A 24,328-nucleotide genomic window follows, 5' to 3' on the forward strand; every position below is an offset into this window, starting at 1 on the left:
CTTTCTCAGGCCGCATAGACGCGGCCGAAGCGGTTGTCGAGAAAATCTTGCAGGCTTGCCTGTTCCTGGCGGATCAATCCGCGCTTCGGTAAACGACCCTGCATGACCAGGTCCACCATGGTACAGAGTCCGGCCGCCGTGGTGATCTGAATCGCTGACATCAACTGGCCATTGACAGGCTGGCTGTAGATCTTCCGGGCATAGGTCTCCTGTTCCAAACGACCTTCACGTTGGCCGCACACGCTGGCAAAAACCAGCACGACATCCTGCCGCGTCATGGGAATCGACGATTCCAGCACTTCCTTCAGAATCGGCCGCCGCTCCAGCAAGCCGAGTTGCAAGTCGCGCACCAGCATCTTGATGATATCGCGGTGCCCCGGATAGCGAACTGTCTTGTAGTTCAGGTTCTGTACCTTGCCAGCCAGGGTTTCACACAGGGTACCGAGGCCGCCCGAGGTATTGAAGGCTTCATAGTCGATACCATCGAGCGAGAAATGCTCGACCTCCTCCAGCGGCGATACTTCGCGCAGCGCCCCATCCACGATGGCCTCGCAGGGATTGCAGTATTCATTGATCAGACCATCGGTACTCCAGGTGAGGTTATATTTCAGCGCGTTGCTTGGGAAGGTAGGCAATGCCCCAACGCGCATGTTGACGTCGCGCAGCGTATCGAAACGGCTGGCCAGGTCATTGGCGACAATGGAAATAAAGCCTGGTGCGAGCCCGCATTGGGGAACGAATGCGGTCGCGGCGTCTTCCGCGAGTTGCTTGACGATACGTGTGCTTTCCACATCTTCGGTCAGGTCAAAATAATGAGCGCCGGCTTTCTTTGCCGCGCCCGCAATGACCGGCGTCAGAAAATAGGGACAGGCGGAAATCGCAAGGTCGTGGCCGTGGATCAACTCTGTCACCGCTTTTGCATTGCCGATATCGACAGAGACCGTCGTCACATCAGGAAAATTCATTTGCCGCACATGGGCGAGACGCTGTGGGTCGCGGTCGGCCACCGTCAATGTATAGTCGCCGCTGTGCGACAGAAGATTAAGGATGGCATCGCCGATTTTTCCTGCACCAAGGAGGATCAGTTTGTTTTTCATGTGGCTCTCTTCTTGTCAATGGACCAGGCTGGCCATGCAAAAAGTGTAAGGGTGAGCCTGGTCAGAAGATAGAGAGCAAAGTGACGTCATCATGTATGATTCCGCTACAAAACGTCGAAACTTCAAGACACTTCGCCTGCTATGAAACCGGTACTCGACGAGATCGACAATAAAATCCTCGCCTTATTGATGGATGACGCCCGCATGCCGGTGGCGACCATCGCCAAACGGATCGACATCGCGCGTACCACGGCGATTGCACGTATCAGTAATCTTGAGAAACGCGGCGTCATTGCCGGCTACGGGGTACGCCTGAACCAGGAGTTGTACCAACCGGCAGTGCGCGCCTACGTGGGCATCGCCGTCGATCCCGGCAAGGCAACATCACTCGTTAAGCTACTGCAGCGCATGCCGGAAGTCGAAACCTTATGCGCGGTAAGCGGACCGGTGGATTACATGCTGACACTGCGTTGCCAGTCGACCGGCGAACTCGATCGCCTGCTTGACCAGATCGGCGCAATCGACGGCGTGCGTCAGACATCGACCTCCATCATCCTGACCAAGCGGATTGACCGAAGTCCGGTCTGAATAAATCAAATGCGGCTAAGGTTCGTTGAGATGAACGCGCTGCGGCCCTCAAGGAGAAACTCATGCATTCCATTCCAGAATCGAAAAAAAACCACTTGTGGCGCAAGGTTGTCTGGTTCACCGATCCGGATGAGCATCCGCTCGGGCCGCATCATTCGGTGGAGGTCTATTGCAGCGAGGAGTCCAATGGCTACGCCGTCTGGTATGTGCGCAAGCTGGGCAAGGATGATCCGCGCGGCGGCCGCATCGACAATGCCGACTACCTGCTGCATTACTTCCCGAAGAACGCCCGTGACGATGCGATCGAGCGCGCGGTCCTGATCGCCAACAGCGATCCGTCAGCCGACAGGATTATTGCAAATCTCGACGCGCTGGCCGCTGCGGCACAGCGCGTCTGACACCGAAGCGTCACGCGGGCCACAAGGGCGGCTCATCCATCAGGGCCGCCTGCTCGCGCAGTTCGAGTATCCGGTCCTGCCAATAGCGCTGTGTGTTAAACCAGGGAAAGGCGACCGGAAACGCCGGGTCATCCCAGCGCCGCGCCAGCCAGGCTGAATAATGAATCAGCCGCAGCGTACGCAAGGCTTCGATCAGAAACAGTTCACGCGGGTTGAAATCGTAAAAGTCCTCATACCCTGCCAGGACATCCGATAACTGCCGCACCATGTCGCTCCGCTCACCGGACAACAGCATCCACAGATCCTGGATCGCCGGTCCCATCCGGCTGTCGTCGAAATCCACAAAATGGGGTCCTGCATCGGTCCACAGCACATTTCCCACATGACAGTCGCCATGCAGGCGCAGCATCGCCACATCGCCTGCACGGTCATAGCAGCGCCGCACGCCGTCCAGGCATTGCTGCACAATGCTCCGATAAGCCTGTTCAAGATCTTCGGGAATAAAGCGGTTCGCAATCAGGTAATCCAGCGGCTCGACGCCGAAGGTTTCCACGTCGAGTTGCGGCCTGGACTGGAACGGCTCAATCGCACCCACGGCATGAATCCGGCCAATGAAGCGGCCCATCCATTCCAGAGTGGCACTGTCGTCGAGTTCGGGTGCGCGGCCGCCCTGACGGGGAAAGACAGCGAAACGGTAGCCGGCGTGGGTGTGCAGGGTGCGGCCGGCAATTTCCAGCGGCGCGATGACGGGAATTTCCTGATCCGCCAAGGCTTTGGTAAATACATGCTCTTCATAAATCGCTTCGTCCGACCAGCGCTCGGGCCGGTAAAACTTGGCAATCAGTGGCGCACCCTCTTCCATGCCGATCTGGTACACCCTGTTTTCGAAGCTATTGAGTGCTAAAAGACGCCCATCGCTAAAAAGTCGAACGCTTTCCAGTGCATCAAGCACCGCGTCAGGGGTAAGGGATGAAAATGGATGCACATTCGGCGGAGTCATTGCGTCATTGTAGGCGCTTATCGCCGCAATGGCGAAGGCAACCGTGCCATCAAGCAATCTATATGATGTGCAACGTTCGTAAATCCTGTTTGCGGCTTACACTATGTGTTTTCCAGCTTTGGCTTAGGTATTCCCATGCATCTCGACGAACCCCTCTCCGATAAAGAATTCAAGGAACTCGACCAGTTCCTCCTGTCCGACCGTTGCGCCGACGATGGCATGACGATGGACTCTCTTCATGGCTTTCTGACGGCACTGGCCATCGGCCCGGAAGAAGTCCTGATGTCGGAATGGCTGCCGGTGATCTGGGGCTCACATGGCGACAAGGGCCCAGCGTTCAAGAACCCGAAAGAAGCCGAGCGGATTACCGGCCTGATCGCGCGCTTCATGAATGAGGTGGCGATTACCTTCGAAGTCGCGCCCAAGGAATTCGAGCCGCTCTACTGCGAACATGAAGTCGATGGCCGCACCCTGCTCGATGCCGAAGCATGGGCCTGGGGGTTCTGGGAAGGGATCAACCTGCGCGCCGAAGCATGGGCGCCGATCTGGTCGTCCGAACTGGCCGACATGGTTCGTCCAGTTTATCTGCTGGGCGCCGACGAAATCGAGGAAGAAGAAATGGCGCTGGTCGACGACCCGGTCAAGCGCCATAAGCTGGCGATCGAGATGGAAGCGGCAATTCCGCATATTCACCGGTTCTGGCAGCCGCATCGCAAGTCGGCGGTCCAGCAAGTGCAGCGGGATACGCCCAAGATCGGCCGGAACGATCCCTGCCCTTGCGGCAGCGGCAAAAAATACAAGAAGTTGAGATCGATGGATTTTTTTGACTGGCAAGGCGCAGGAGGAGTCAATAGCGAGCTATTGACGACGAGTGCAACGCAGGCAGGCGGCTCGGCGCCCCCGGAAAAAGACGCGATCTCATGGTGCGTTATGGGTTGGGATTGGTATAAGGCGCTGTAGCTTTTTCATACACCGCGTTCCCTGGCTTGTGCAGACATCGAAGGCATGCGTTAGACCGCCAATAAACGAGGCCGGAGTCTGAATCAGACTCCGGCCTTTTCCCACAACTTCATCGAACGGGCTGGGGGCCATCAAAACGCCCTGCCCCATCCTGCCCGACATTCACCAGACTTCACTCAAATCCCATACTGTTTTTTCGCATTCGGCTTGAAATTGCGGGTGGCGGCATAGATTTCTTCCAGCGGCAGCTTCGGTGACCGGTCGGCAGTGAGCAGTCCATTGGCCTCCTGGAAGGTATCGGCAAACTGGGTATAGCAGAAGCCGCTGAACATCGGCGTCTCGTTCACCACTTCCAGCAGCCTGCGATAGCTGTCGAGGAATTCCTGGTCGCTGTCGGCCAGCGAATAACCCCATACATTTTTCACTCCCGCTTCCGGCCGCTTTGCATAGGTGATCCCGCCGAACTCGGTAAGAATAATCGGCTGGCCACGATGGGGATAACCGTCGAGCGTCAGGATGCGACCTCCAGGCCGTCTGCGGTCAAACAGCTCTTGCGTAGTCACATTGGAGGAATAACGTGCCGCCAGCCGTTCCGCGTCTCCATCATAATCGTGAATACCGAGCAGGTCGGTGGCCGATGCCTCCCAGCCGTCGTTCCCGATGACGGGTCGCGTGGAGTCAAAGGTGCGTGTAAGGTGATACAAGGCTTCGACGGCGTTGCGATGGGCCTGCATTGATGTCAGGTTCGGCACGCCCCAGGACTCGTTGAATGCGACCCAGACGATGATACAAGGGTGGCTGTAATCCCGATCGATCACTTCGCTCCACTCGCGCACCATGCGGGTGATCGCCTGCGGCGTGAAGCGATACGATGAAGGCATTTCTTCCCACACCAACAGGCCCAGCCTGTCCGCCCAATACAGATAGCGCGGATCTTCAATCTTCTGATGCTTGCGCACGCCATTGAAGCCCATGGCTTTGGCTAGTTCGACATCACGCCGCAATGCATCGTCCGACGGCGCGCATAGCAGTGTATCGGGCCAGTAGCCCTGGTCCAGCACCAGCTTCAGATGATAGGGACGGCCATTCAGCATGAATCGGTCGCGGTTGATATTCACCGACCTTAATGCCGTGTAGGATTTGAGCTTGTCGATCACCTGGTTCTCATGCCACAGCGTGATGTCGACATCGAGCAAGGTAGGATGCTCGGGGCTCCAGAGCAATTCATTGCGCGAATCGTCAATGCCTGGATCGGACAAGGCAATCTTGCGATGCGCTTCGCCGCCGATCACCTTGTAGTGGTCATCCGCAAGCATCTTGTTGCCATGCCTGATCCTGACTTCGACCGAGAGATTGTCTTCCAGGTCGCCGGCGACGAAGGCCTCGCAACCGATTTCGAAACCTTCGAAGTGCGGTGTCCAGCGCAGCTTTTGAATGTAAGTGCGCGGCACGCGCTCCAGCCAGACGGCCTGCCAAATGCCGGTGGTTCTCGGATACCAGATGGAATGCGGTTCCAGTTGCCAGTCCTGTTTGCCGCGTGGCTTTGACAGATCGAGCGGGTCATCTTCGACATACACGGTCACGACGTGACGCGTCTGGCCTCCCAGCGCCGTCGTAATATCCGCATAGAAAGAACTGTGCCCACCCTCATGCTCGGTCACGCGGTGACCATTGACCCAGACGACGGCATGATAGTCGACAGCGCCAAAATGCAGCAGTACGCGTTCACCTTCCGGATCGAGATCAAATTCCCTCTGATACCAGCAGGCGCGGTTGAATCCGCGATCGCCAACTCCGCTCGCCTGGGATTCCGGCGGGAAGGGAACCTCGATGTTATGTGTCCACTGGATAGAATCAGCCGGGTGAGTGTATTTCCTGTCGTTATCAAACGTAAAGCTCCACTGGCCGTTCAGGGGTTGCCAGTGCTCACGTACCAACTGGGGACGCGGGTATGCATAATCAGCCATTCTTGTTCCTGTTCCTTTTTATGTGGTCGGCGGTACCACGTTTGGAGTGAAACCAAACGTGGCTGTTCCCACGCCGGCCAAAGAACTTGCGCGATCACCTTGCAACCCCGGTCAAAAGCGGTTGACTTCAGGCGGCTTCGCGCTCGGATGGGCTGTCGCTCCAGGCGATGGTGTTCTCCTGCACGTACCGCTCTATGGCGCTGGTAAAGCTCGGAAGGATCAATCCACGCTCACTGGTCAAGGCCGTGATACCACTGCTGGCGCCTCGGACTCTCATCAGCGTGCCGGTATCCATGCCGGCCTGTCGCGCGGCTCTTTCGGCGAACTCAAACCAGGAAATAGCGCCCTGATTGGCAAGATGCCAGATGCCGTTGACACGATCGATCAGCAGGTCGATCGTGGCATGCGCCAGGTCAGGCACATAGGTGGGCGACACATGGACTTCATCGCTGGCTTCCACCTGGCGACCGGCAGCAAGATCACGCAACACTGCATGGACAAAGTTATAGCGGTCCCAGGGACCGAAGAATGCGCTCGTACGCACAACTAATGCGTCGGGGAAAACCTGCATCACGCGTTTCTCCGCCTCGGCTTTGCTATTGCCGTAGACGCACAACGGCGAGACCTTGTCGCTTTCCACATAGGCGCGGCCCAGCGTGCCGTCGAATACCAGATCCGAAGAAAAGGTGACATAGGGAATTCCCATCCTGGCGCAGGCCCGGGCAAGCATTTCCGCACCGGCGGCGTTTTCACGGAAGCAGCGGTCCGATTCACGCGCCGCATCCGCCACACGCACATACCCGGCGGCATTAATGACTGCCCATGGCCGGTGTCGCGCCAGGGCAGCTTCTACCGACGCCTGGTCGGCGATATCCATTTCATCGCGGGTCAGCAAGTCATGCGCCAGACTGCGGTGTTCGCACACGCGGGCAAGCGCCCTGCCAAGCGTGCCACGACCGCCGGTGATCACCAGCTTGCGGGCGCTACTACTGACATAAGGGACCCTGCTCGGTTGCGGCGGAGGTACGAAAAAGCGATCGCCGCGCTGCCACCAACCGAGTCCGTCCAGCACCGGATGATCGAATTTCCCCTCTTTGGCAAGCGAGGAAACAGCCTCGGCAAGCGCTGTAGGACGAAGGGTGCTGCCCTTGCCGCGTACATCGAATACACCGCTCTCATAGAAGCCGTTTTGCTGAGTTAGCAGGGAGTTCCAGTCGACGCAACCAAAGATTGACCAGACGGACACAGCGCGGATATCAGCGCCTTCGGCGCGCAGGTTTTGCGCCGCTTGCCAGACCTGCCCGAGCCAGCGCAACTGGTCATCGCGCGATCCGCCAAGATGTGCTTCAGTGACAGCAATCGGAACACGATAGCGCTCCCACACTTCGCGCAGACGCGCCTCGGGCCCCGTCAATCCGTCCGCCTGGTACGCACGCGTCGCATGCACATCAACGTAAGGAACCGCATCCGTATGAAAAGCGGGTGGATAGTTCCGGAAACGATGATCGAGAAAACGCTCGCTGGTGACGTAATGATTGATGCCGATCATGTCGGGAATACATGGCTGATTGACAAATTCATCCAGTTGCCCGGCCTCGATACCGGCGTCAATAAAACGCTGGTACCAGTAATGCGTCTTATCGATGCGACCGCAGAGTAGATCAAAGGAAAGCCAGCGCCGCTCGTTTTCATAATCGGCCTGGTGCTGTAACCGCGGCACACTAAAGATCTTGCCCATGTCCTCCGTCTGCACCAGCTTGGCGTCGGGGATGTGCTGACGGATTGCGCGCATTGCCAATACCGTGCCACGGCATTCGGTATACAGGGCGCGCAGCATGGTGTTCTCGTCGCGGCCATGCGGATACCAATGGCCATACAGACCACTGAAACGTGCCGTGGTCAGCGGCTCGTTCACGGGCGTGAAGAGCTTGACCCATGGATACCGTTTCGCAACGCGCTCAGCATGGCGAGCGAGCAATATCGGAAAGTCGGGGTCCAGCAGATTGGTATAAGCCGGACCGCTGCCGTGATGCACCAGTCCGGCAATGGGCGAAATGCCGAGCGCCCGCATACGGTCCATGCGCTCATCATGCCAGCTCCACACGCACTCGTCTGGATGATCCGGCGAAATGGTTTCCCAAAGGACTGGATAACGCAGCGTCCGGATACCGAGGCCTGCGATAGCGTCCAGGTCTTGCAGGCGACTGGCATGGCCGGTTTCTTCAGCTTGGTTTCGGAATTTGTCCTGGATCCGGACAACGGTACATTCAATGCCGCCCCACAGTTCCAGGGGCGTTTGGCTGATGGTATGAGAAGTAGAAGAGGGCTTGCTATTCGTATTGGTTAGATTCATAGCCGCATAGATAAAATGGAGTGAATGAAATGATCCCTACTCGTCTCCTGAGTGTTAGTGATAAAGATCAAGCACACACATCAAGTACACGCGCAGGTATAGCTGCGTGCGTTGAATGTCGGTCGATCTGATTGACAGCGGCTGCTTGCTTCCCAGCAAGCAGCCACATGAGGCTTGATTCGCTTGTTATGGCGATGTGATTACGTTAATAACGAAGACCTGTAGTGGCCGCAATTGTTCCTTGATATTTCGCCAAGTGGCGGTTGTTATCAAGCTGCGGTCGGACACCAAACCCGGCGCACGGGGGGTGTAAATAATTTTGCATCATCGTTGATGCGCCCTGCCGGTGCGCCGTTGAGGCCGTCACTGAAACCGATCTGCCTCCCCAGCGGGCCATGCGGAGAGACGGAAAGCCACGATGTCATGTCGCTTTATGCATGGAACCGGTATTACATGCGCGGGGCAACAGAAACACGTACGCGCAGGCGCTCGCCCGGATCGTAGGGCATCATGCTTGTATAAGTATGACCGTGATATTCATAGGTGACTGCATAGCCGTTATTGCGGGTCTGCCAATTGTCGACCTGGCGGCACTGGCGCACCGGCTGCTGCTCGGTGAACGTGCCTGCGTTGCTGTTTTCGACGCGGTCCCCGACGATGGCACCGGCAATGGCGCCAGCTGCCGTGGCAACAGCCCGCCCGCTGCCGCCACCCACCTGGTTGCCGAGTAAGCCGCCTGCGACGCCACCAACAATGGAGCCGCCGACACCGCGCTGCTGCTGGCGCTGTACCGGCACATACTCCGTATGGCACTCCTGCTGCGGGTAATTGACCTGCTCTATTTGGGGTGTCACGCTGAGCACCCGTGCATAATCGTCGAAATCCGCTGCAAATGTTGCCGATGCAGCTGCGGATGCAATAGTGGCCAGCGCGAGCGCAGCCACGGTCAGGGTTTTGGACATTTTTTGCCTCCCGGGAATAACAACGTTAAATCGTACGTCGTTAAACGCCTGAAGCAAGTAAATGTATTACGGGAATATGTAACGATATGTATCGTCATTCCCCAGCTTTTTTAAACCCATCCTTTATTTATCGTTAAACCCCAGCAATATCCGGTCTGGCGCTGACCATGCGGCTCAACTGGACGAGCAAAGTCCCTTGCACCATCGACACCGCAACATTGCTACCTAGCCTGAAGCCACGCATCGCTGCAGCATCCATCAACTGTAATACCTGCTCATGAGTTAAATGATGAAAATCGTCCATTCCGTATAACACTTCACGGTTGTGGGAGTTAAGCTCGGTGATGATTTCTTCCGGGGTCATGTCGCCTCCAGCGTAGCAAGCTTGTTGATAGTAATGCTGATTTATCAACATTTTTGACGACGCCGGAAATCTGGACCCTGCGCAATTTCGCAAAGCGCTTACGCCGGCCTTGTCGCCGGTCAAGGTTTATTGAAAATTTGTCATTGCGCCAAAAACACCCGGTCTTATGACTTGCTATGCGGGAGGATTATTGAATGCTTCTTCTTCGATGCGGTAATCGTCCGCACAGGTTTTACTGCAAAAGCGCCGAATGTTGTCCAGCGGCTGATTACAATACCAGCAAGCGCCTTTCGGCTTCAGTGTGGCCATGCGCATCGCATCGACGACCCGATCCTGGCCATTAGACTCGCCTTGCTCTTCAGTATGGTCTGCGTCACTCATGATTCAGCCGCCACTCCCTAACCGACAACGATTGCGCCGAGAGACAAATTGCAATCAGTATAGTCCTACCGTGCAAAGCCAACGGCAAGGACGGAAAAATCCCAACCAGATATTTGGCCAGGGATCAGGCCTTCGGCGTCAGGCAAGAAAAGCCCGCCGAGCTTACGACAGCGGGCAATACTCAACCTTGAAGAGCCGCCGGAGATGCCACCGGAGATGCGTTACGCAACGTATCCGGGGCACTTCATTAAACCAGATATAGCGCATTGCTACACGCCGGGCAATTAAATATTTTTTCAAAGCTACGCTGCAAACTTAATGAGACCGGATGCTTGCCTGTCGCTGCCTACTCCACGGTGCATTGCTTGTCGACTGCCTGTTGGTGCCGTCTTTTTCTGTTTGTTGTCAGGCATGTCGGCGATGTGTGCATCCCCGTTTCCCGTGTGAACTTTTGCTTGCGGTGCCGCGTACAAGCGCGCTCAGTTGCATGGCGGCGTATGCAGCACACGCCATCCACATATCATGACCTCGCAGTTCATCGCTGACCTTGAACTGGCAAACCGCACAGCACGCTTCAACGGCTATCCCTGGTTGCGTGCATTGATGACGCTGCTTGCGGAAATCGAGCAAATCGAGGATCAGATCTCCAGCAACAATATCATTTCGCTGGTACCGTCACCCAATTAAAAACGGCCGGCTCGCCCAAGGCGAGACCCCGAATGACCGATGCGATGGAAACCGCTGGCCACTTGCGTCGACGGGCCGTTCAAACCCCAGGCGGCTTCACTTCATGCTCAACCTGCGCACTCTCATCGCCCACTTTGCTCATCCACGCCTTCACCCAGAATGCTTTCTGGTCCTCGTCAGGTTCCTCAAACCACACGACGATCAAGGTCCCCTTGTGATCGTGCAGATGTGAAAGCTTCCCAAGGAACTGCTGGTCACCCGCCAAGTCGGCGACGGCAAGCGCATAGCCATAGACACGATTAAGACGCTCGATGCGGTCAGGTTCGGTATTGCTATTTGTTGCGCTGATTTTCGGATGGTCCAGGTACATCGTTTATTCTCCAACTGAGTGCAAAAGAGTGCAGATCGCGGTGCTCGCCCGCGCGACGGGTCCGGCGACGTGGTTATAGTTTCGGCACCATCGCATGACCTCACGGTGCCTCGCCTCGCCATGTGCTGCGGCAGATGCCAGCATAGCACCGTTCCCCTTGCGGGAACGATCGCCGACGGGACCTGCCAAACGGGCATGCATGGGGCGTACGTGACAATCCATCAAGCCGCCTGATGGGAAGCGACGACAAGTGACGGTACCGAACGGTCTTCCAAGGAGATGCATAATGAACCTGCAGGTCGAAACGCGCCAGGGTATGCATGGAGACCGTGAACCAGTTGCTTTCATGTTGGGCGAACGGCGCATCGAAGTCATCCAGGTCATCGATCGCTGGCTCGCTGCCGACCAGTGTTATTTCAAGATCACCGGTTCCGACCAGGCCACCTACATCCTTCAGTATCTTCTCGCGACACGTGAATGGGACATGACGCTGTTCCAGGCGCCGACATGACTTTGCCGATCCCTGCACAGGCTTTGTGCGATCCGTATCGCGGTGCCGTCAATAACATTCACTCCATACCTGCGCCACTTCGTATCCATGCATGCACTAGCTTGAGTGGTATCAAAACTTCACTGTATTGGCTCATTACCATCAAGCACATCAAGTTCCATTTCTGCAATCCTCACCTCATGGAGACAACGATGCACAAGACAATGTCGGAACCGCGCGTCGCAGAAGAAGGCGTGACCTTTACGGTAGAAGTTGGTTTCGCCGATCGCGAATGCCTGGTGTCGAAGAACGCCCTCGCGCATTTGCGCCGCATGAAAGGGGGACAGCTTGACTTCATGGAGACTTACCGCGCATTCGAGGACCAGATCCATAGTGTGGCACGGCGCCTTGTTGTCGCAGGTGTGAGCGGCTCGCCGCTTGTCCTTGGCGCTGCCTATTTCGTATGACGCAGTGCCGGCCATGCCGGCATCGCATCAAGACGCCGTGTACCAAGCACGGTTTATGCAGCAGCTCGCGTGGTGCGGGCGCAGTTTCTGTGTTTTGGCACGCACTACGCAAGCACACACTCTCGCACGGATGCAGATGCATGCTCCTCTGAGAATTATCAAAAAGACATCTGGGCGAATGGTCAGAATAAAACCCAGATTAGATTGAACCAGAACGGGGAATAGTCCACATGAACCAAGTTAAAGAAACGAACGCTTCAGCACAGTTCCAATACGATCCCAACAATCTGCTGGAATCGCTGATTGAGAAGCTGAATCTGAAAAACGATGCTGCCCTCTCGCGCGCGCTTGAGGTTGCTCCTCCGCTGATCAGCAAGATCCGTCATCGCCGCCTGCCGGTCGGCGCATCGCTGCTGATCCGCATGCACGAAGTATCCGACCTGAGCATTCGCGATCTGCGCCAGCTGATGGGCGACCGCCGTAACAAGTTCCGTATCAGCGACAAGCAATTCAAGCCGAAGAACAATTCGGCCGCCTGAGCTGGAAGCGATCACACCGTAGCGACGCGCGTGCCGGCGCCTGCTTTTGCAGGCATCTGCTAACGATCAGAGCAAGGTGTGCCGGTGACGGGACGGTTGTTGGAAAAAATCCGTCTCTTATCCGTATAGCCATTGTTACCGCTGCCCGGCCGATAACCGGGCTTGTCAGCTTGAAAGCGTCACAGCGGACGCGTGAAGCCTGTCGTATCTTTTCTCCTGTTTGGTCAATCGCAGGCGCAATGTCATCTGCTTCGCTGACGGTTTATCGATTGCCGGCTTACTGTAAGTGGCACATGCCAAGTCAGCCGAGGAACATTCCTTGCTGGCGAGTTTTCTATCTTGTTCTGATTCAACATATCTGCGCATGGTGTCGCATACTTGCGACCTCTTGCGCTGAGTTCGCTCAAGTCCCTTTTACACCAGCACGGTACGATGAAGCTCTCTGCATTGGAGCAAGACATGTTAATTTTTGAAAACCATCAGGTGCCGCCGGACCCGGTTCCGGGAGATGATCCGACTCCCGACCAAAGCCCGACTCCGGACGAAGATCCGGTACCGGACCACAATCCCGTCGCCGAATAACACGCAAAGGTCGATAGATCCACCGTTTGCGTTGTGTATTTAAAAGCGCCGTCCGCAACCGCATGGCGCTTGCCTCCCAAGGGCGCAGTCTGGCACATCGACTTGCCACTGGCTGGCCATGACCCTGCCTGATTGCTCGGCCCGATCCAACTCCGCCTCCATGAATCACAAGACCTCGGACTGAGGCGCGCTGCATTATGAACAATCCTGCTTCCGGATGGTTTGAAGCTTTTGCCCTGACTGTCATGCCATGGGTACTGCTGGTTAACCAAATGCCCTGGGTTAGCGTCATCGTCCACCTGCTGATCGCCGTGCCGGTGGTCGCATTAATTCATCGGACCTCCATCATCGTCCTGGAGCGCCTGACTTACTCACTGCCCTATTCGCGTCGATTGGTTCAGTATGGCCATCGCGCTGCAGGTATGGTGCTCTTTCTGGTGATATCACAGGTCATTCTGCGCAATGCCCCCGAAAGCCTGCCAAACATTGCCACCGCAAGGCACCTTGGCGCCCTGGCGCTGATTGCTGCCCTCACCTGGCTTGGAGTACGCTGCATGCGGGCCATCTCGCACACCATCATCGAACTCAATCCCGCGGACGTTCCGGACAATTTGCAGGCACGCCGTATCCAGACCCAGACAAAGGTACTGGCGCGCTGTGTCATGGCGATCATCATTCTCCTTGGTTCAGGAACGGCCTTGTCGACGCTGCCGATTCTGCGCCAAATCGGCACCAGCCTGCTGGCCTCCGCCGGTGTCGCCGGGCTGGTGGTCGGCTTTGCCGCCAAACCCGTATTAGGCAATCTGCTCGCGGGCATGCAGATCGCACTGACACAACCGATCCGGCTGCAGGATGTGGTGATTGTGCAGAATGAATGGGGGCATGTGGAAGAAATCACCGGCACCTATGTCGTAGTCCGCATCTGGGACCATCGACGAATGATCGTACCGCTCCAATGGTTCATCGAGCACCCATTCCAGAATTGGACACGTTCCAATGCGGATATCCTTGGCACCGTCACGCTTTGGGTCGACTACCGTATGCCCGTGGATGCGCTGCGCCGGGAGGCAAGGCGCATCTGTGAAGCCGCACCTGAATGGGATCACGTTCTCTGCCTGGCGCAGGTGGTCGAGGCTGGAGAACGCGCCATGCAGGTGCGAATTCTCGTAAGTGCCGGCGATGCAGGTCGCTGTTGGGACCTGCGTTGCCGTGTGCGGGAAGCCCTTGTGGATTTCGTCCAGCGCGAATACCCGGAGTACCTGCCCCGCATGCGTGCCGAAGTGGCCGCTGAAGGTCCTCAACGCGCAGCGGGCAGCAAGGACGACATGAGGTTGATCTAACGCAAATGCGGTGAACCTTGCCCTTGATACATTGTTTATCCCAACTGGGAGGAGACATACCATGCAGCAATATATCGATAGCTATCGCACAGCTTATACCTTCAATGAATACCTGATTCGTTCGAGCGTCGAATACTGGACAGCGATGTCCTTTCCGGCAATCTATCTTGCCAAATATCTCTGAAAAGCTGCAGGGAGCTGCCAATCAATGGCAGCTGCCTCGATTTTCACCATGCGCCTCATTTCCTTGGAGATCAAATACTTAGCTTTCGCGTATGGGTCTTATCCACAGGATTAACCACAGTTAATGTGGGCAAGTGGTCTGCAAGTGGTATATGCGTGATAAACCAGCACGCATGCAAAAATTGGCACCTTCTTCGATAATCACACCCGGCAATCAGCTTGGAAACGACACCAGCAGGTGCGTCATGCTCGACGGAGTGAACGGACGTTTGCGAATAACTACACTCAGGTCAGTTGCCGATGCGCTGGTTTGGCCCGCTACCAATACGGTAACCGGTGCCGCCTCCAACGCCGATTGCAAAACTATACGAATCAGTTCCTGATTGATTAAAACATCCTCCTGGCTTGCATGCCTCGGCAAGAGGCCGGCTTCGGTGGCTTTCTTCATTGCCGCATCGATCATCTGAGTTGTTACCTTCATAACAATCCCCCGCACTAAACCGCACTAAACCGCACTAAACGTTTACCAGCAACGACTTGTTCGCCCACAGCCTTGCCCAGTCAGGGTGAAAACGCTCTATAGCGGATGAAAGTGGGCGGAGCTGTTCATTCGCAGTGATCTCGTGCTGACATTGCCCTTTATCACTTGCAAAATGTATGCCGCGCCACAATGGCGCGCTGCAATGACAATAAATTGCTATAGATCAAGAGAAACCAAGCTTGGCCCGGGATTTCCCATATATATGGGTAGGCCGTAAAGAAGTGAGCATGAATAATGATGGCTTCCGTATGTCGGAAAAAAACCGACAGTTATACAAATACAAGTCATAGAAGGGCCATGCCGTGATTTTATGTACCGAATGTCGTTGCCGTCTGTCCGACCAGGCCGAAGCCTGTCCCGATTGCGGCTACCCAGCAATAGGGACTGGCATTCCGGCGTTGGATCAACATCCGCTGTCACAACAAATGTCGCTGAAGCCGTATCGGCTGATGCGTCGTGCGGGGCTGATCACGAGCATTGGCGCGGGCGCTGCGGCATTAGCTGCCGATTTTCCGGCAAGTGCGGGGATCATTGGTGTGGCGGGATGCGCTCTTTACTTTATCGGCCTACTCGGCGCATGGTGGAATACCTGAAAATCTTCGCTCGCCCCCTATACCTCGATCTGTCCTGATATATCCCGATACAGCAATCACCAGGCAAACCCGTGCAGGTTCAGAACAGCGACGCGCATACTGCTTCTTCCAACTCGCGCAGTGCAGACCGTTCCTGAAATCAGCTAGCCTTGTACGCCTGACAGCCGCAACTGACAGCGCTACCTGACAGCGGTCAATGAGCTGCCATGCATCGCTGCTAGGATAAGTCCACACTGTATGGAGATGCCAGATGCAAATCGAGACAATCGGAAAATATCAGCTGCACCTGGTTGCGCACGAAGTGGCGGGTGGCCAGCGATGGGATCCCTTCATTACCATCATGAAATTTGACGATGCCAAAGGCGACTTCCGCTGTGTCGTCGAGAAGCGACATGCGGCTAAAGAAGCCTTTGACACCTATGAAAAAGCGATCGAAGCGGCGCGTCTGGTCGGTACAATGATGATCGAAAAGGGCGAGGTGTAACGCAAGGGGACAAGTAATCGTATGCCTAAATTGACTGACTCAGATGATTTGCCCGGTCAAGGGCCTTTCGTTATACGGCTTGATAAATTGCAATGGTTTTATGTCTCAGGTCCCTTACCATGGAATTTATTCCGCTTGCCCATCGGTTAGCCTTTTTACGTAAATTCTCTTTGGATTGCCGCCAATGGCTCAGATCCACACGCATTACGACAACTTGAAAGTAGCGCGCAATGCGCCGCCGGAGATCATCCGGGCGGCGTACAAGACGCTGTCGCAAAAATATCATCCGGATCGCAATAGTGATAACCCGGATTCGATCCGCGTTATCCAGATCATCAACTCAGCGTATGCGGTCCTTTCAGACCCGGCCAAGCGGCGCGAACACGATGAGTGGATTGCGCGCATGGAAGCGCAGAGCCAGCATGCAACTGGCAGCATAGACGATGTGGATTTCGTTATCGGGCGCAGCATCCGCAGGTCTTCTTCGCGTCGCTCGCGCCATCGCCATCATTCCGCCTTCGGTAATTTCCTCGCGCGACGGGCGCATTCCAATCCGCTATTAAAAGCTTTGCAAAAGACCCTCATGTTCTGGGATCAATTGGGACGTAAGCTATTCAGGAAGATTTAAGGAAGCTAAAGAGGCGCAGTGCGAGTCGGTCGTGGCTAGGAAAACGAAGCACCTTGTTAATAAATACATCGACTATGCGGCAAGACCTTACTCGCTATCAATTCCCCGGTTGGAGCGCTCTACCTTGGCCAGCAGGGCAGCGATCGAAGCAGTATTGACCAGTTGTGCATCTTCCGCATCCAACTGGCGTCCATTCCGCATGTCGTGGATGACAGATAGCAACTCAAGTACCAATCCATAATGGCAGGCAGCTTCGACAAAAATCTCAAGTTGTCTTGCAGTATGTTCGGCGGCGGGCATCAAGAACCTCAGGGTCGGTTTCCACGTTATGTGTCACTTCGTACGGAAATTTCGCCGTAAGTTCCGGTTCTTTACATTTATCCCAACTGCTATCGACATATCCACACCGATAGAAACCAGTGCGGCGCCGAAAATAAAAAACCGGCTCGTGGCCGGCTTATGAATTCCCGTGTCTGGGATGGGGATGTTTTTATAGTACACCATCCTGTCCTTGAGGGACAACCTATTGCGGAACCAGCTGGAACCGTTATCATCGCGTCATCGTCGGCAACCACTCCCGGCATCTCTTCATTTTCGAGGACTCTGCATGACCTGGCTCATATCTGGCAGCTTGCTTGCCGCCCTGTTTGCCGCATCGGGTGCCTGCGCACAGACTCGCTCACACGATACGATTGATGAACTCTACCAGCGCGGACAACATGAAATGGCACCGAACTGGCGTCCACTCGGCAAAACACACCATGCCGCAGTCTTCATTCACAAGGATATCCGCAGGAGCGACAAGGGAGACATCACCTTGTGGACTGACCGTGAACTGCCATTGGCAGAATATTTTGAGAAGGAAAAGGCTTACCTGTCGATCCGCGAACGCATGGTAGTCGATTGCAAAGGTGCCCGCATTGGAGTTACCGACACTTCAATGTATTCCGAACGGTTTGGCGGTGGCGCCATCGTCGGTGCCACCCGAACGAAAAATCCGGATATGACCGATGTCGTACCCGACTCGATCGAAGACCAGATGCTCAAGGTCGCATGCGCGCCAAAACCGCGCAGCACACCATCAGCAAAACCAACGCCACGCAAAGCTGCCCCTGCGGAAGCCAAGCCTGCGACCTGAACCGCACCCGGTTCACCATCTCTGCAGCGGTCACCTGCCGCCTGCTACGGCCAATCGTAGTGCGGCATCCTGCATCGAAGCCGACCGGATACGGATTGGATAAGAAAGCGCTGGGCAAAAGCGGCGCGCAGTGGCAAGGCTAAAACAGCAAAGGCCCGCCAAATCGACGTGCGATTTGGCGGGCCTTTTAAATACTGGCTCCCCGACCTGGACTCGAACCAGGGACCTGCGGATTAACAGTCCGTCGCTCTACCGACTGAGCTATCAGGGAAAAGAGGCCGCATTATAAAGGCGATCCTGCCAGCAAGTCAAAAATTTATTTCAGAAGCCTTTCATCGCGACGCATCGCCTGCCATACTGCCTTGCTTTATGCATCACATCTGCATCTGCAATGTCGGGTTTCATGGAGGCTCTACCGGCCTTACGGAACTGGCGTTCGCTTTGCATACCTAATTACTCCACGGCCAACATCAATAGCAATCGTAATGAAAGACCCGAAACAAAACGCGGCGAACAGGGAAGTCAGTCTTGATGATCTTGTGGCACTAGTTGAAAAAGCAGCAGCCACCATAAGCCGGCTTCAGGAAGAAGTCGCACGCCAGAAGCAGCAGATCCGCGAACTTGAACAGGCACAGGAAGCGGTGCGTCAGGACGTCGACTGGAGCCGCTGGTTCCGACAGAAATACCAGAACACCGTTTACTACCCCGTCATCGAAAAGGCCTACTTCGAAGATCATCCTTCGGCATCTGCAGCGGCCGATCCGGGTTCCGCCGGCGCCTGATTTATCGGGCGTAGCGACGGAAATACCAGGAAGAACGACAGGAAGGATGCCGGGTTTCGGTACACTGGTCGCAAAAGAATTGGCATGCGCTTCGTAGATGCAAAACGAGGCGCCAGGCGCCTCGTAAAATCAATGTGCAATGCCTCTCATCGGCAACGCATTCAACTTACTTGCAATCCTTGCGGGCGAGGAATATCAGGCTCAGCGAGCACGCGACTCCATTTACCAATGTGCGTACCTTTGCAGCACTCAACAATGATGGACGAGACTTCAAACGAATCCTGTTGTGCAGAGACCTTCCCATGATTACCCTCCGTGTGCGCAATTAACTTTCCATTGAGTGAAATTATAAATAGCAAGCCATTACCCGAATGTGACATTCAGCACAATTGCAATTGACGCAGAGCAAATACATGTGCTGCATACGGGCATTGAGTGCATAAGCATTTTTACGCGTCGCCCATGCTTTGCACAACGCAGAATGTGTCGATCTGTATCCTTTCAGTATGCATTGCGCTCGCCTGCAATGATCTGCAGACTGTATTGTCCAAGGGGTTTCAATCATTGCATTTCACCATGCAGATCACCGACCGAAAAACCCGCTTAATGCTCGAACATCCCGGCGCCTTTGTCCTGCGAACGCTTAAGGGTTTTCGCGCCAACCAGGGCCTGCTATTAGCCGGCGCGGTCGCCTATTACGCCCTTCTTTCCATCATTCCGATGCTCATCGTGACGCTGTTCGCGTTATCGCATTTTGTAGACGAGGGTGAACTGCTTCAAACCATAGGGCGTTACCTGGAGTGGCTGATTCCTGGGCAGTCGAAGGCAGTGGTCGCTGAACTGGCAAATTTTATGACCCACCGCGAAACAATCGGCTGGCTTCTGTTTGCGACGCTGATCTTTTTCAGTTCGCTAGCCTTTACCGTCCTCGAGAATGCGATGTCGGTGATTTTTCTTCATCGCGTGTCGATCCGGCGCAGGCACTTCCTGATCTCCGCCCTGCTCCCATATTGCTACATCCTTTCATTGGGAGCGGGACTGCTGATCGTTACCGTGGTTGCCGGCAGTTTGCAAGCCATTGGCGAAGAAAGCATCAATCTGTTCGGAAGGACATGGTCATTAAGCGGCATATCCGGCGTGCTGCTTTACCTTCTGGGACTCGCGGGAGAAATTCTAGTCCTGACCTCGGTATACATGGTCATGCCCGTCGGTCGCCTTAAATGGCGCCACGCCCTGGTTGGTGGCGTCACAGCTGCCCTGTTATGGGAAATCACACGGCATGTCCTTGTCTGGTACTTCGCGACACTGTCGCAAATCAATGTGGTGTACGGTTCGATGACGACCGCAATCGTTGTCCTGCTCAGCCTGGAAATCGCCGCCACATTATTTTTGTTTGGCGCACAGGCGATTGCAGAGTTTGAGCGCACGGATACAGGACCTGATACAGAGGTCGTCGAAGGGTTTCATACAGACGACGCGTAAGATCAGACGCAACACCATGGTGTGCTTTAAAGGCGAAACGAATTCACGAAGTCCAACGGGGGATTTGATGCAGGAGCAGGAGGGGCAAGAGGAGAGGTTGGTACGTCCGCTCGTGTATTTCGAACGTGACGTACCTGACTACCATCATGCATATCGGTTGCATGTACAGCAGATGAGTGAAGCTTACCTGTCTGATATGACAGCGCCATGACGATGCTCAAAGATTATTTCGATGCAGCGGGAGGCGGGTTACACCACGCGTGATTGCATGTCGATGCGTTCTGCTTTCAGCAAGATGCTAAATAAGCGACTCAATCCAGCCGAACGTTTAAGTCCAAACAGATAAAATCTGTTTTTCTTTTACATAGTCAGTAGGCTTAAGAAATTTTTTCTTGCGGTCGATTGACACTGCTAAATTTCTGTAATGCCGTTATAAAAAAGTGGTGCCGATTTGCTTAGAACGGTCATCAAGGAAGAACGGATTCCTGATTCAGGAAGTGTCGCCCAGATAGGGTAGATGCTAAATGCATCTTCGTTATTGCCGGCAATAGAATGGGCCTAAGCACATAGGCAAGTACGAGCCTCGAATGAATAGCACTACGGCTCTTTTTGAAGACGTCGGTAAATTTTAAGGCCAGACAACGCTCGACCCGATCCGGTAGTGGACTGCTGGGGTAGGGCGGTGGGTACTGTAAAAACAAAAAAGCCCTTGAAATCAAGGGCTTTTCGATACAAGTGGCGGAGAGGGGGGGATTCGAACCCCCGATAGGCTATGAACCTATACACGCTTTCCAGGCGTGCGACTTAAACCACTCATCCACCTCTCCTGGATTCTGGTTTCGCTTTCACGAAGCCGCAGATTATAGCAAGAATTCCGAAAATTTCCGCACTTTTTCAGCAGGCAATATTTGGATACGTAAAAAAGCCGGTTCGGCTTGTGGCCGGACCGGCTTTTTGTGCTTTCTTCAAGCGGTTGCAGCAAGGCTTCCGCGTCTTGCTCGCTTGGGGGTTATCTCCTTACTTGTTCATCACTTGTTTATTGTGCCTCTTTCAACTGATCCAGGATGGCTGGATTTTCCAATGTGGAGATATCCTGCGTAATCTGCTCACCCTTGGCCAGCACGCGCAGCAAGCGACGCATGATCTTGCCGGAACGCGTCTTGGGCAGGTTGTCACCAAAACGGATTTCCTTGGGCTTGGCGATCGGGCCAATTTCCTTGCCGACCCAGTCACGCAATTCCTTGGCGATCTGTTTGGCCTCTTCTCCCGTCGGCCGTGCACGCTTCAAGACCACGAATGCGCAGATCGATTCACCGGTCGTCTCGTCCGGCTTGCCCACTACGGCCGCTTCGGCTACCAGCGGATTGGCCACGAGCGCCGATTCGATTTCCATCGTGCCCATGCGGTGGCCGGAGACGTTCAGCACGTCATCAATGCGGCCGGTGATGGTGAAATAGCCAGTCTGCTCATTGCGCACCGCGCCGTCACCGGCAAGGTAGATCTTGCCGCCCAGTTCTTCCGGGAAGTAACTCTTCTTGAAGCGCTCGGGATCGCCCCAGATGGTCCGGATCATCGATGGCCACGGGCGCTTGACTACCAGGATACCGCCCTGCCCGTTGGGCAATTCATTGCCGGTTTCATCAACGACCGAGGCCATGATGCCCGGCAGCGGCAAGGTGCACGAGCCGGGCACCATCGGTGTGGCCCCCGGCAACGGCGTAATCATGTGGCCGCCGGTTTCCGTCTGCCAGAAGGTGTCGGCAACCGGGCATTTCTCGTTGCCGATGTTTCTGTAGTACCACATCCAGGCTTCCGGATTGATCGGCTCGCCCACCGAGCCAAGCAGGCGCAGCGAAGACAAGTCGTAGCGCTTCGGATGCACGTCGGCATCGGCGTCAGCCGCCTTGATCAGCGAACGGATCGCCGTTGGGGCGGTATAGAAGATGGTGGCGCGGTGTTTCTGGATCATGTCCCAGAAGCGGCCGGCGTTCGGGTAAGTCGGCACCCCTTCGAACACGATTTGCGTGGCGCCGACGGCCAGCGGACCATAGGTAATGTAGGTGTGGCCGGTGACCCAGCCGATATCGGCAGTACACCAGAAAACGTCGGTGGGCTTGATGTCAAAGGTCCACTTCATGGTCAGCATGGCCCACAACAGATAGCCCCCGGAGGCGTGCTGGACCCCCTTGGGTTTGCCGGTGGAACCGGAGGTATAGAGGATGAAAAGCGGATGCTCGGCATCGACCCATTCGGGCTCGCAATTGTTGGCCTGGTTCGCGATGACGTCATGCAGCCAGAGATCGCGACCTCCGACAACATTGATGTTGGCGCCGGTACGCTTATAAATCACAACGTTTTTCAGGTGCTCGCAGCCGCCCATGCCGATGGCATCATCGACGATGGACTTCAGCGGAAGTTGTTTACCACCGCGCACCTGTTCGTCTGCGGTAATTACCGCGACGGCGCCGGCGTCGATGATGCGTTCCTGCAGCGATTTCGCGGAGAAGCCGCCGAAGACCACCGAGTGTGTTGCGCCGATACGTGCGCACGCTTGCATGGCGACGATGCCCTCAATGGACATCGGCATGTAAATCACAACACGATCGCCCTTTTTGATGCCCAACGATTTCAAACCATTGGCAAACTGACAGACGCGCTCGTGCAGTTCCTTATAAGTCACCTTGGTGATCTGGCCACCGTCAGCTTCGAAAATAATCGCTGTCTTGCCTGCATTGCCGTTCTGCAAATTGCGGTCCAGACAGTTGTAGGATACGTTCAGCTGTCCGTCTTCAAACCATTTATAGAACGGGGCATCGGCCTCGTTGAGCGTCTTGCTGAAAGGCTTATGCCACTGGAGGTTTTCGTTCGCCAACTTCGCCCAAAAGCCTTCATAGTCTTTTTCTGCAGCGGCGCACATGGCCTGGTAGGCATCCATCCCGGAGATGTTGGCGTTCTTAACAAACTCTGCGGGAGGATTGAAGATGCGATTTTCTACTTTGAGGGTTTCGATGTCTGCCATGGAGGTCTCCCGCGTGATGTTAGTTTGTTACGAAGGTAAGCTGTTACGCTTACTTAAGCCTTACACTGAGTATTTCGCCTGATGTCAGGCCTGCGCGACTTTGGTGGAAGTGCACTCTCCGACTGCCAAACACCGGGCTCGGCAAAAGTACGCACAGGGCACTGATTGACAAGCTATACATTATTTTTTCAATCATGCCATAGCCAGCCGCCTTGTCATAGTTGCATCAAAGGATAGCGAGAGCGGAATCGTTGACGCGTGTAAAATGCTGGGGTTTTGTTTCATTCAAAAATTATCGGAAACATGAACCACCTCGACCAAGAAACTTCAAAAGCGTCTCGTCCCATCCGCCCCCTGCCCAACCTGATTTTCATGAGCCGGTGGCTGCAACTACCGCTCTATCTTGGCCTGATTCTGGCTCAGGGCGTCTATGTCTATCACTTCTGGGTTGAACTGGTTGACCTGATCGGTGCCGCAATGGGTAATCAGGCGGCGCTCGAACATATTCTGAATGCGGTTGCCATTGATGGCGCCGTGCGCCCGACCAAGCTGAACGAAAGCACCATCATGCTGGTGGTGCTGGGATTGATTGACGTTGTCATGATTTCCAACTTGCTGATCATGGTAATCGTCGGCGGTTATGAAACCTTTGTCTCGAGGATGAACCTCGAAACTCACCCCGATCAGCCGGAATGGCTGTCGCACGTGAACGCATCCGTGCTGAAGGTCAAGCTCGCTACTGCCATCATCGGTATCTCGTCGATCCATTTGCTGAAAACATTTATCAATGCCGGAGCGTATGACGCCAAGACGTTGCTCGCGCAAACCGGCATTCATATTACTTTCCTGCTGTCTGCAATGGCCATTGCCTACAGCGACCGTATCATGGCCGGCACTACCAATCTTTCCAAGAATTCACACTGACCCTAGCTC

Annotated in this window: 26 protein-coding genes, 2 tRNA genes and 2 pseudogenes; 17 read left to right on the top strand and 13 right to left on the bottom strand. The window is 55.1% G+C overall.

Annotated features, from left to right (window positions below; all coding sequences use genetic code 11):
- Nucleotides 1-5 precede the first annotated feature (5 nt).
- A complete protein-coding gene (locus ASE07_RS15395; protein ID WP_057291706.1) occupies nt 6-1,097 on the bottom strand; it encodes a saccharopine dehydrogenase family protein in 1,092 nt (363 codons plus the stop codon).
- Between the two features lie 141 nt (nt 1,098-1,238).
- On the opposite strand from ASE07_RS15395, the gene ASE07_RS15400 reads away from it, so the two are divergent.
- On the top strand, nt 1,239-1,685 hold the full coding sequence (locus ASE07_RS15400) for an Lrp/AsnC family transcriptional regulator (RefSeq protein WP_057291707.1): 447 nt from the start codon (nt 1,239-1,241) through the stop codon (nt 1,683-1,685).
- Between the two features lie 62 nt (nt 1,686-1,747).
- Nucleotides 1,748-2,083: a hypothetical protein gene (locus ASE07_RS15405; protein ID WP_057291708.1), complete on the top strand. Its 336-nt coding sequence runs from the start codon at nt 1,748-1,750 to the stop codon at nt 2,081-2,083.
- A gap of 10 nt (nt 2,084-2,093) precedes the next feature.
- On the opposite strand, the gene ASE07_RS15410 is transcribed toward ASE07_RS15405, so the two are convergent.
- The gene (locus ASE07_RS15410) at nt 2,094-3,083 is read right to left on the bottom strand and encodes a serine/threonine protein kinase (protein WP_057291786.1); all 990 of its coding nucleotides are present in this window, start codon (nt 3,081-3,083) and stop codon (nt 2,094-2,096) included.
- 135 nt (nt 3,084-3,218) lie between these two features.
- Between ASE07_RS15410 and ASE07_RS15415 the strand changes: the two are divergent.
- Nucleotides 3,219-3,902 (top strand): annotated as a pseudogene (locus tag ASE07_RS15415) (UPF0149 family protein); the annotation flags it as partial.
- A 317-nt stretch (nt 3,903-4,219) separates the two neighbouring features.
- Here the strand turns inward: ASE07_RS15415 and ASE07_RS15420 are convergent.
- The 5 genes from ASE07_RS15420 to ASE07_RS15440 all read right to left on the bottom strand — a co-directional run bounded on the left by ASE07_RS15420 (nt 4,220) and on the right by ASE07_RS15440 (nt 10,070).
- Nucleotides 4,220-6,010, bottom strand: a complete 1,791-nt coding sequence (locus ASE07_RS15420; RefSeq protein ID WP_057291709.1) for a glycoside hydrolase family 2 protein — start codon at nt 6,008-6,010, stop codon at nt 4,220-4,222.
- 127 nt (nt 6,011-6,137) lie between these two features.
- On the bottom strand, nt 6,138-8,363 hold the full coding sequence (locus ASE07_RS15425; protein WP_057291710.1) for a family 1 glycosylhydrolase: 2,226 nt from the start codon (nt 8,361-8,363) through the stop codon (nt 6,138-6,140).
- A gap of 449 nt (nt 8,364-8,812) precedes the next feature.
- The gene (locus tag ASE07_RS15430) at nt 8,813-9,325 is read right to left on the bottom strand and encodes a glycine zipper 2TM domain-containing protein (protein ID WP_057291711.1); all 513 of its coding nucleotides are present in this window, start codon (nt 9,323-9,325) and stop codon (nt 8,813-8,815) included.
- Between the two features lie 133 nt (nt 9,326-9,458).
- Nucleotides 9,459-9,689 (bottom strand): hypothetical protein, encoded by a 231-nt coding sequence (locus ASE07_RS15435; RefSeq protein ID WP_057291712.1) that lies wholly within the window; start codon nt 9,687-9,689, stop codon nt 9,459-9,461.
- A 174-nt stretch (nt 9,690-9,863) separates the two neighbouring features.
- Complete coding sequence (locus ASE07_RS15440) at nt 9,864-10,070, bottom strand: hypothetical protein (RefSeq protein ID WP_057291713.1); 207 nt, start codon at nt 10,068-10,070, stop codon at nt 9,864-9,866.
- Between the two features lie 522 nt (nt 10,071-10,592).
- Here ASE07_RS15440 and ASE07_RS28865 point away from each other — a divergent pair.
- Entirely contained in the window at nt 10,593-10,757 is a 165-nt protein-coding gene (locus tag ASE07_RS28865; RefSeq protein ID WP_156396658.1) for a hypothetical protein, read from the top strand.
- 79 nt (nt 10,758-10,836) lie between these two features.
- Here the strand turns inward: ASE07_RS28865 and ASE07_RS15445 are convergent, their stop codons facing one another.
- A complete protein-coding gene (locus ASE07_RS15445; protein WP_057291714.1) occupies nt 10,837-11,127 on the bottom strand; it encodes a hypothetical protein in 291 nt (96 codons plus the stop codon).
- A 286-nt stretch (nt 11,128-11,413) separates the two neighbouring features.
- Between ASE07_RS15445 and ASE07_RS15450 the strand changes: the two genes are divergently transcribed.
- From ASE07_RS15450 to ASE07_RS30390, 6 genes are all read left to right on the top strand, one after another.
- Nucleotides 11,414-11,638, top strand: a complete 225-nt coding sequence (locus tag ASE07_RS15450) for a hypothetical protein (protein ID WP_057291715.1) — start codon at nt 11,414-11,416, stop codon at nt 11,636-11,638.
- A gap of 191 nt (nt 11,639-11,829) precedes the next feature.
- Entirely contained in the window at nt 11,830-12,084 is a 255-nt protein-coding gene (locus ASE07_RS28870; protein ID WP_156396659.1) for a DUF1488 family protein, read from the top strand.
- A 230-nt stretch (nt 12,085-12,314) separates the two neighbouring features.
- The gene (locus tag ASE07_RS15460; RefSeq protein WP_057291717.1) at nt 12,315-12,623 is read left to right on the top strand and encodes a hypothetical protein; all 309 of its coding nucleotides are present in this window, start codon (nt 12,315-12,317) and stop codon (nt 12,621-12,623) included.
- 459 nt (nt 12,624-13,082) lie between these two features.
- Entirely contained in the window at nt 13,083-13,205 is a 123-nt protein-coding gene (locus ASE07_RS30385) for a hypothetical protein (RefSeq protein ID WP_268793433.1), read from the top strand.
- Between the two features lie 197 nt (nt 13,206-13,402).
- On the top strand, nt 13,403-14,545 hold the full coding sequence (locus ASE07_RS15465) for a mechanosensitive ion channel family protein (protein WP_235548481.1): 1,143 nt from the start codon (nt 13,403-13,405) through the stop codon (nt 14,543-14,545).
- 61 nt (nt 14,546-14,606) lie between these two features.
- Nucleotides 14,607-14,729, top strand: a complete 123-nt coding sequence (locus tag ASE07_RS30390; RefSeq protein ID WP_268793434.1) for a hypothetical protein — start codon at nt 14,607-14,609, stop codon at nt 14,727-14,729.
- A 213-nt stretch (nt 14,730-14,942) separates the two neighbouring features.
- Here ASE07_RS30390 and ASE07_RS15470 read toward each other — a convergent pair whose 3' ends face one another.
- On the bottom strand, nt 14,943-15,209 hold the full coding sequence (locus tag ASE07_RS15470; RefSeq protein ID WP_156396661.1) for a hypothetical protein: 267 nt from the start codon (nt 15,207-15,209) through the stop codon (nt 14,943-14,945).
- A 458-nt stretch (nt 15,210-15,667) separates the two neighbouring features.
- Between ASE07_RS15470 and ASE07_RS15475 the strand changes: the two genes are divergently transcribed.
- The 3 genes and pseudogenes from ASE07_RS15475 to ASE07_RS29795 form a co-directional block, all read left to right on the top strand.
- On the top strand, nt 15,668-15,862 hold the full coding sequence (locus ASE07_RS15475; protein WP_057291719.1) for a hypothetical protein: 195 nt from the start codon (nt 15,668-15,670) through the stop codon (nt 15,860-15,862).
- A gap of 250 nt (nt 15,863-16,112) precedes the next feature.
- Nucleotides 16,113-16,346, top strand: a complete 234-nt coding sequence (locus ASE07_RS15480; protein WP_057291720.1) for a hypothetical protein — start codon at nt 16,113-16,115, stop codon at nt 16,344-16,346.
- A gap of 184 nt (nt 16,347-16,530) precedes the next feature.
- A pseudogene (locus tag ASE07_RS29795) lies at nt 16,531-16,755 on the top strand (J domain-containing protein); the annotation flags it as partial.
- A 306-nt stretch (nt 16,756-17,061) separates the two neighbouring features.
- Here the strand turns inward: ASE07_RS29795 and ASE07_RS15490 are convergent.
- Entirely contained in the window at nt 17,062-17,274 is a 213-nt protein-coding gene (locus ASE07_RS15490; protein ID WP_057291722.1) for a hypothetical protein, read from the bottom strand.
- 307 nt (nt 17,275-17,581) lie between these two features.
- Between ASE07_RS15490 and ASE07_RS15495 the strand changes: the two genes are divergently transcribed.
- Nucleotides 17,582-18,112, top strand: coding sequence for a surface-adhesin E family protein (locus ASE07_RS15495; RefSeq protein WP_057291723.1), 531 nt, complete (start codon nt 17,582-17,584; stop codon nt 18,110-18,112).
- Between the two features lie 195 nt (nt 18,113-18,307).
- On the opposite strand, the gene ASE07_RS15500 is transcribed toward ASE07_RS15495, so the two are convergent.
- Nucleotides 18,308-18,383 (bottom strand) — tRNA-Asn (locus tag ASE07_RS15500).
- Between the two features lie 214 nt (nt 18,384-18,597).
- Here ASE07_RS15500 and ASE07_RS15505 point away from each other — a divergent pair.
- Nucleotides 18,598-18,894 carry a hypothetical protein gene (locus ASE07_RS15505; protein ID WP_057291724.1) on the top strand — a complete coding sequence of 99 codons (297 nt, stop codon included), beginning with the start codon at nt 18,598-18,600 and terminating at the stop codon, nt 18,892-18,894.
- A gap of 576 nt (nt 18,895-19,470) precedes the next feature.
- The gene (locus tag ASE07_RS15510; protein ID WP_057291788.1) at nt 19,471-20,376 is read left to right on the top strand and encodes a YihY/virulence factor BrkB family protein; all 906 of its coding nucleotides are present in this window, start codon (nt 19,471-19,473) and stop codon (nt 20,374-20,376) included.
- Nucleotides 20,377-21,112: 736 nt separating this feature from the next.
- On the opposite strand, the gene ASE07_RS15515 is transcribed toward ASE07_RS15510, so the two are convergent.
- Together ASE07_RS15515 and acs are read right to left on the bottom strand one after the other, a co-directional pair.
- Nucleotides 21,113-21,203: transfer RNA gene (locus tag ASE07_RS15515), tRNA-Ser, on the bottom strand.
- 209 nt (nt 21,204-21,412) lie between these two features.
- Entirely contained in the window at nt 21,413-23,395 is a 1,983-nt protein-coding gene (gene acs, locus ASE07_RS15520) for an acetate--CoA ligase (RefSeq protein ID WP_057291725.1), read from the bottom strand.
- Nucleotides 23,396-23,698: 303 nt separating this feature from the next.
- Here acs and ASE07_RS15525 point away from each other — a divergent pair, with 303 nt between their 5' ends.
- Complete coding sequence (locus ASE07_RS15525) at nt 23,699-24,319, top strand: YqhA family protein (RefSeq protein ID WP_057291726.1); 621 nt, start codon at nt 23,699-23,701, stop codon at nt 24,317-24,319.
- The last annotated feature ends 9 nt before the right edge of the window (nt 24,320-24,328 follow it).

It is taken from the genome of Noviherbaspirillum sp. Root189 (assembly GCF_001428545.1).
Classification (GTDB): Bacteria; Pseudomonadota; Gammaproteobacteria; order Burkholderiales; family Burkholderiaceae_D; genus Noviherbaspirillum.

Coding starts and splice junctions, on each gene's coding strand:
- ASE07_RS15425 (WP_057291710.1), bottom strand. CDS start 8,363: ATGAATCTAACCAATACGAATAGCAAGCCCTCTTCTACTTCTCATACC.
- ASE07_RS15420 (WP_057291709.1), bottom strand. CDS start 6,010: ATGGCTGATTATGCATACCCGCGTCCCCAGTTGGTACGTGAGCACTGG.
- ASE07_RS30390 (WP_268793434.1), top strand. CDS start 14,607: ATGCAGCAATATATCGATAGCTATCGCACAGCTTATACCTTCAATGAA.
- ASE07_RS15465 (WP_235548481.1), top strand. CDS start 13,403: ATGAACAATCCTGCTTCCGGATGGTTTGAAGCTTTTGCCCTGACTGTC.
- ASE07_RS15410 (WP_057291786.1), bottom strand. CDS start 3,083: ATGACTCCGCCGAATGTGCATCCATTTTCATCCCTTACCCCTGACGCG.
- ASE07_RS15460 (WP_057291717.1), top strand. CDS start 12,315: ATGAACCAAGTTAAAGAAACGAACGCTTCAGCACAGTTCCAATACGAT.
- ASE07_RS15450 (WP_057291715.1), top strand. CDS start 11,414: ATGAACCTGCAGGTCGAAACGCGCCAGGGTATGCATGGAGACCGTGAA.
- ASE07_RS15440 (WP_057291713.1), bottom strand. CDS start 10,070: ATGAGTGACGCAGACCATACTGAAGAGCAAGGCGAGTCTAATGGCCAG.
- ASE07_RS15430 (WP_057291711.1), bottom strand. CDS start 9,325: ATGTCCAAAACCCTGACCGTGGCTGCGCTCGCGCTGGCCACTATTGCA.
- ASE07_RS15525 (WP_057291726.1), top strand. CDS start 23,699: ATGAACCACCTCGACCAAGAAACTTCAAAAGCGTCTCGTCCCATCCGC.
- ASE07_RS15400 (WP_057291707.1), top strand. CDS start 1,239: ATGAAACCGGTACTCGACGAGATCGACAATAAAATCCTCGCCTTATTG.
- ASE07_RS15490 (WP_057291722.1), bottom strand. CDS start 17,274: ATGCCCGCCGCCGAACATACTGCAAGACAACTTGAGATTTTTGTCGAA.
- ASE07_RS15395 (WP_057291706.1), bottom strand. CDS start 1,097: ATGAAAAACAAACTGATCCTCCTTGGTGCAGGAAAAATCGGCGATGCC.
- ASE07_RS15495 (WP_057291723.1), top strand. CDS start 17,582: ATGACCTGGCTCATATCTGGCAGCTTGCTTGCCGCCCTGTTTGCCGCA.
- ASE07_RS15405 (WP_057291708.1), top strand. CDS start 1,748: ATGCATTCCATTCCAGAATCGAAAAAAAACCACTTGTGGCGCAAGGTT.
- ASE07_RS15510 (WP_057291788.1), top strand. CDS start 19,471: ATGCAGATCACCGACCGAAAAACCCGCTTAATGCTCGAACATCCCGGC.
- ASE07_RS15470 (WP_156396661.1), bottom strand. CDS start 15,209: ATGAAGGTAACAACTCAGATGATCGATGCGGCAATGAAGAAAGCCACC.
- ASE07_RS30385 (WP_268793433.1), top strand. CDS start 13,083: ATGTTAATTTTTGAAAACCATCAGGTGCCGCCGGACCCGGTTCCGGGA.
- ASE07_RS15480 (WP_057291720.1), top strand. CDS start 16,113: ATGCAAATCGAGACAATCGGAAAATATCAGCTGCACCTGGTTGCGCAC.
- ASE07_RS15435 (WP_057291712.1), bottom strand. CDS start 9,689: ATGACCCCGGAAGAAATCATCACCGAGCTTAACTCCCACAACCGTGAA.
- ASE07_RS15445 (WP_057291714.1), bottom strand. CDS start 11,127: ATGTACCTGGACCATCCGAAAATCAGCGCAACAAATAGCAATACCGAA.
- ASE07_RS28870 (WP_156396659.1), top strand. CDS start 11,830: ATGCACAAGACAATGTCGGAACCGCGCGTCGCAGAAGAAGGCGTGACC.
- ASE07_RS28865 (WP_156396658.1), top strand. CDS start 10,593: ATGACCTCGCAGTTCATCGCTGACCTTGAACTGGCAAACCGCACAGCA.
- ASE07_RS15505 (WP_057291724.1), top strand. CDS start 18,598: ATGAAAGACCCGAAACAAAACGCGGCGAACAGGGAAGTCAGTCTTGAT.
- acs (WP_057291725.1), bottom strand. CDS start 23,395: ATGGCAGACATCGAAACCCTCAAAGTAGAAAATCGCATCTTCAATCCT.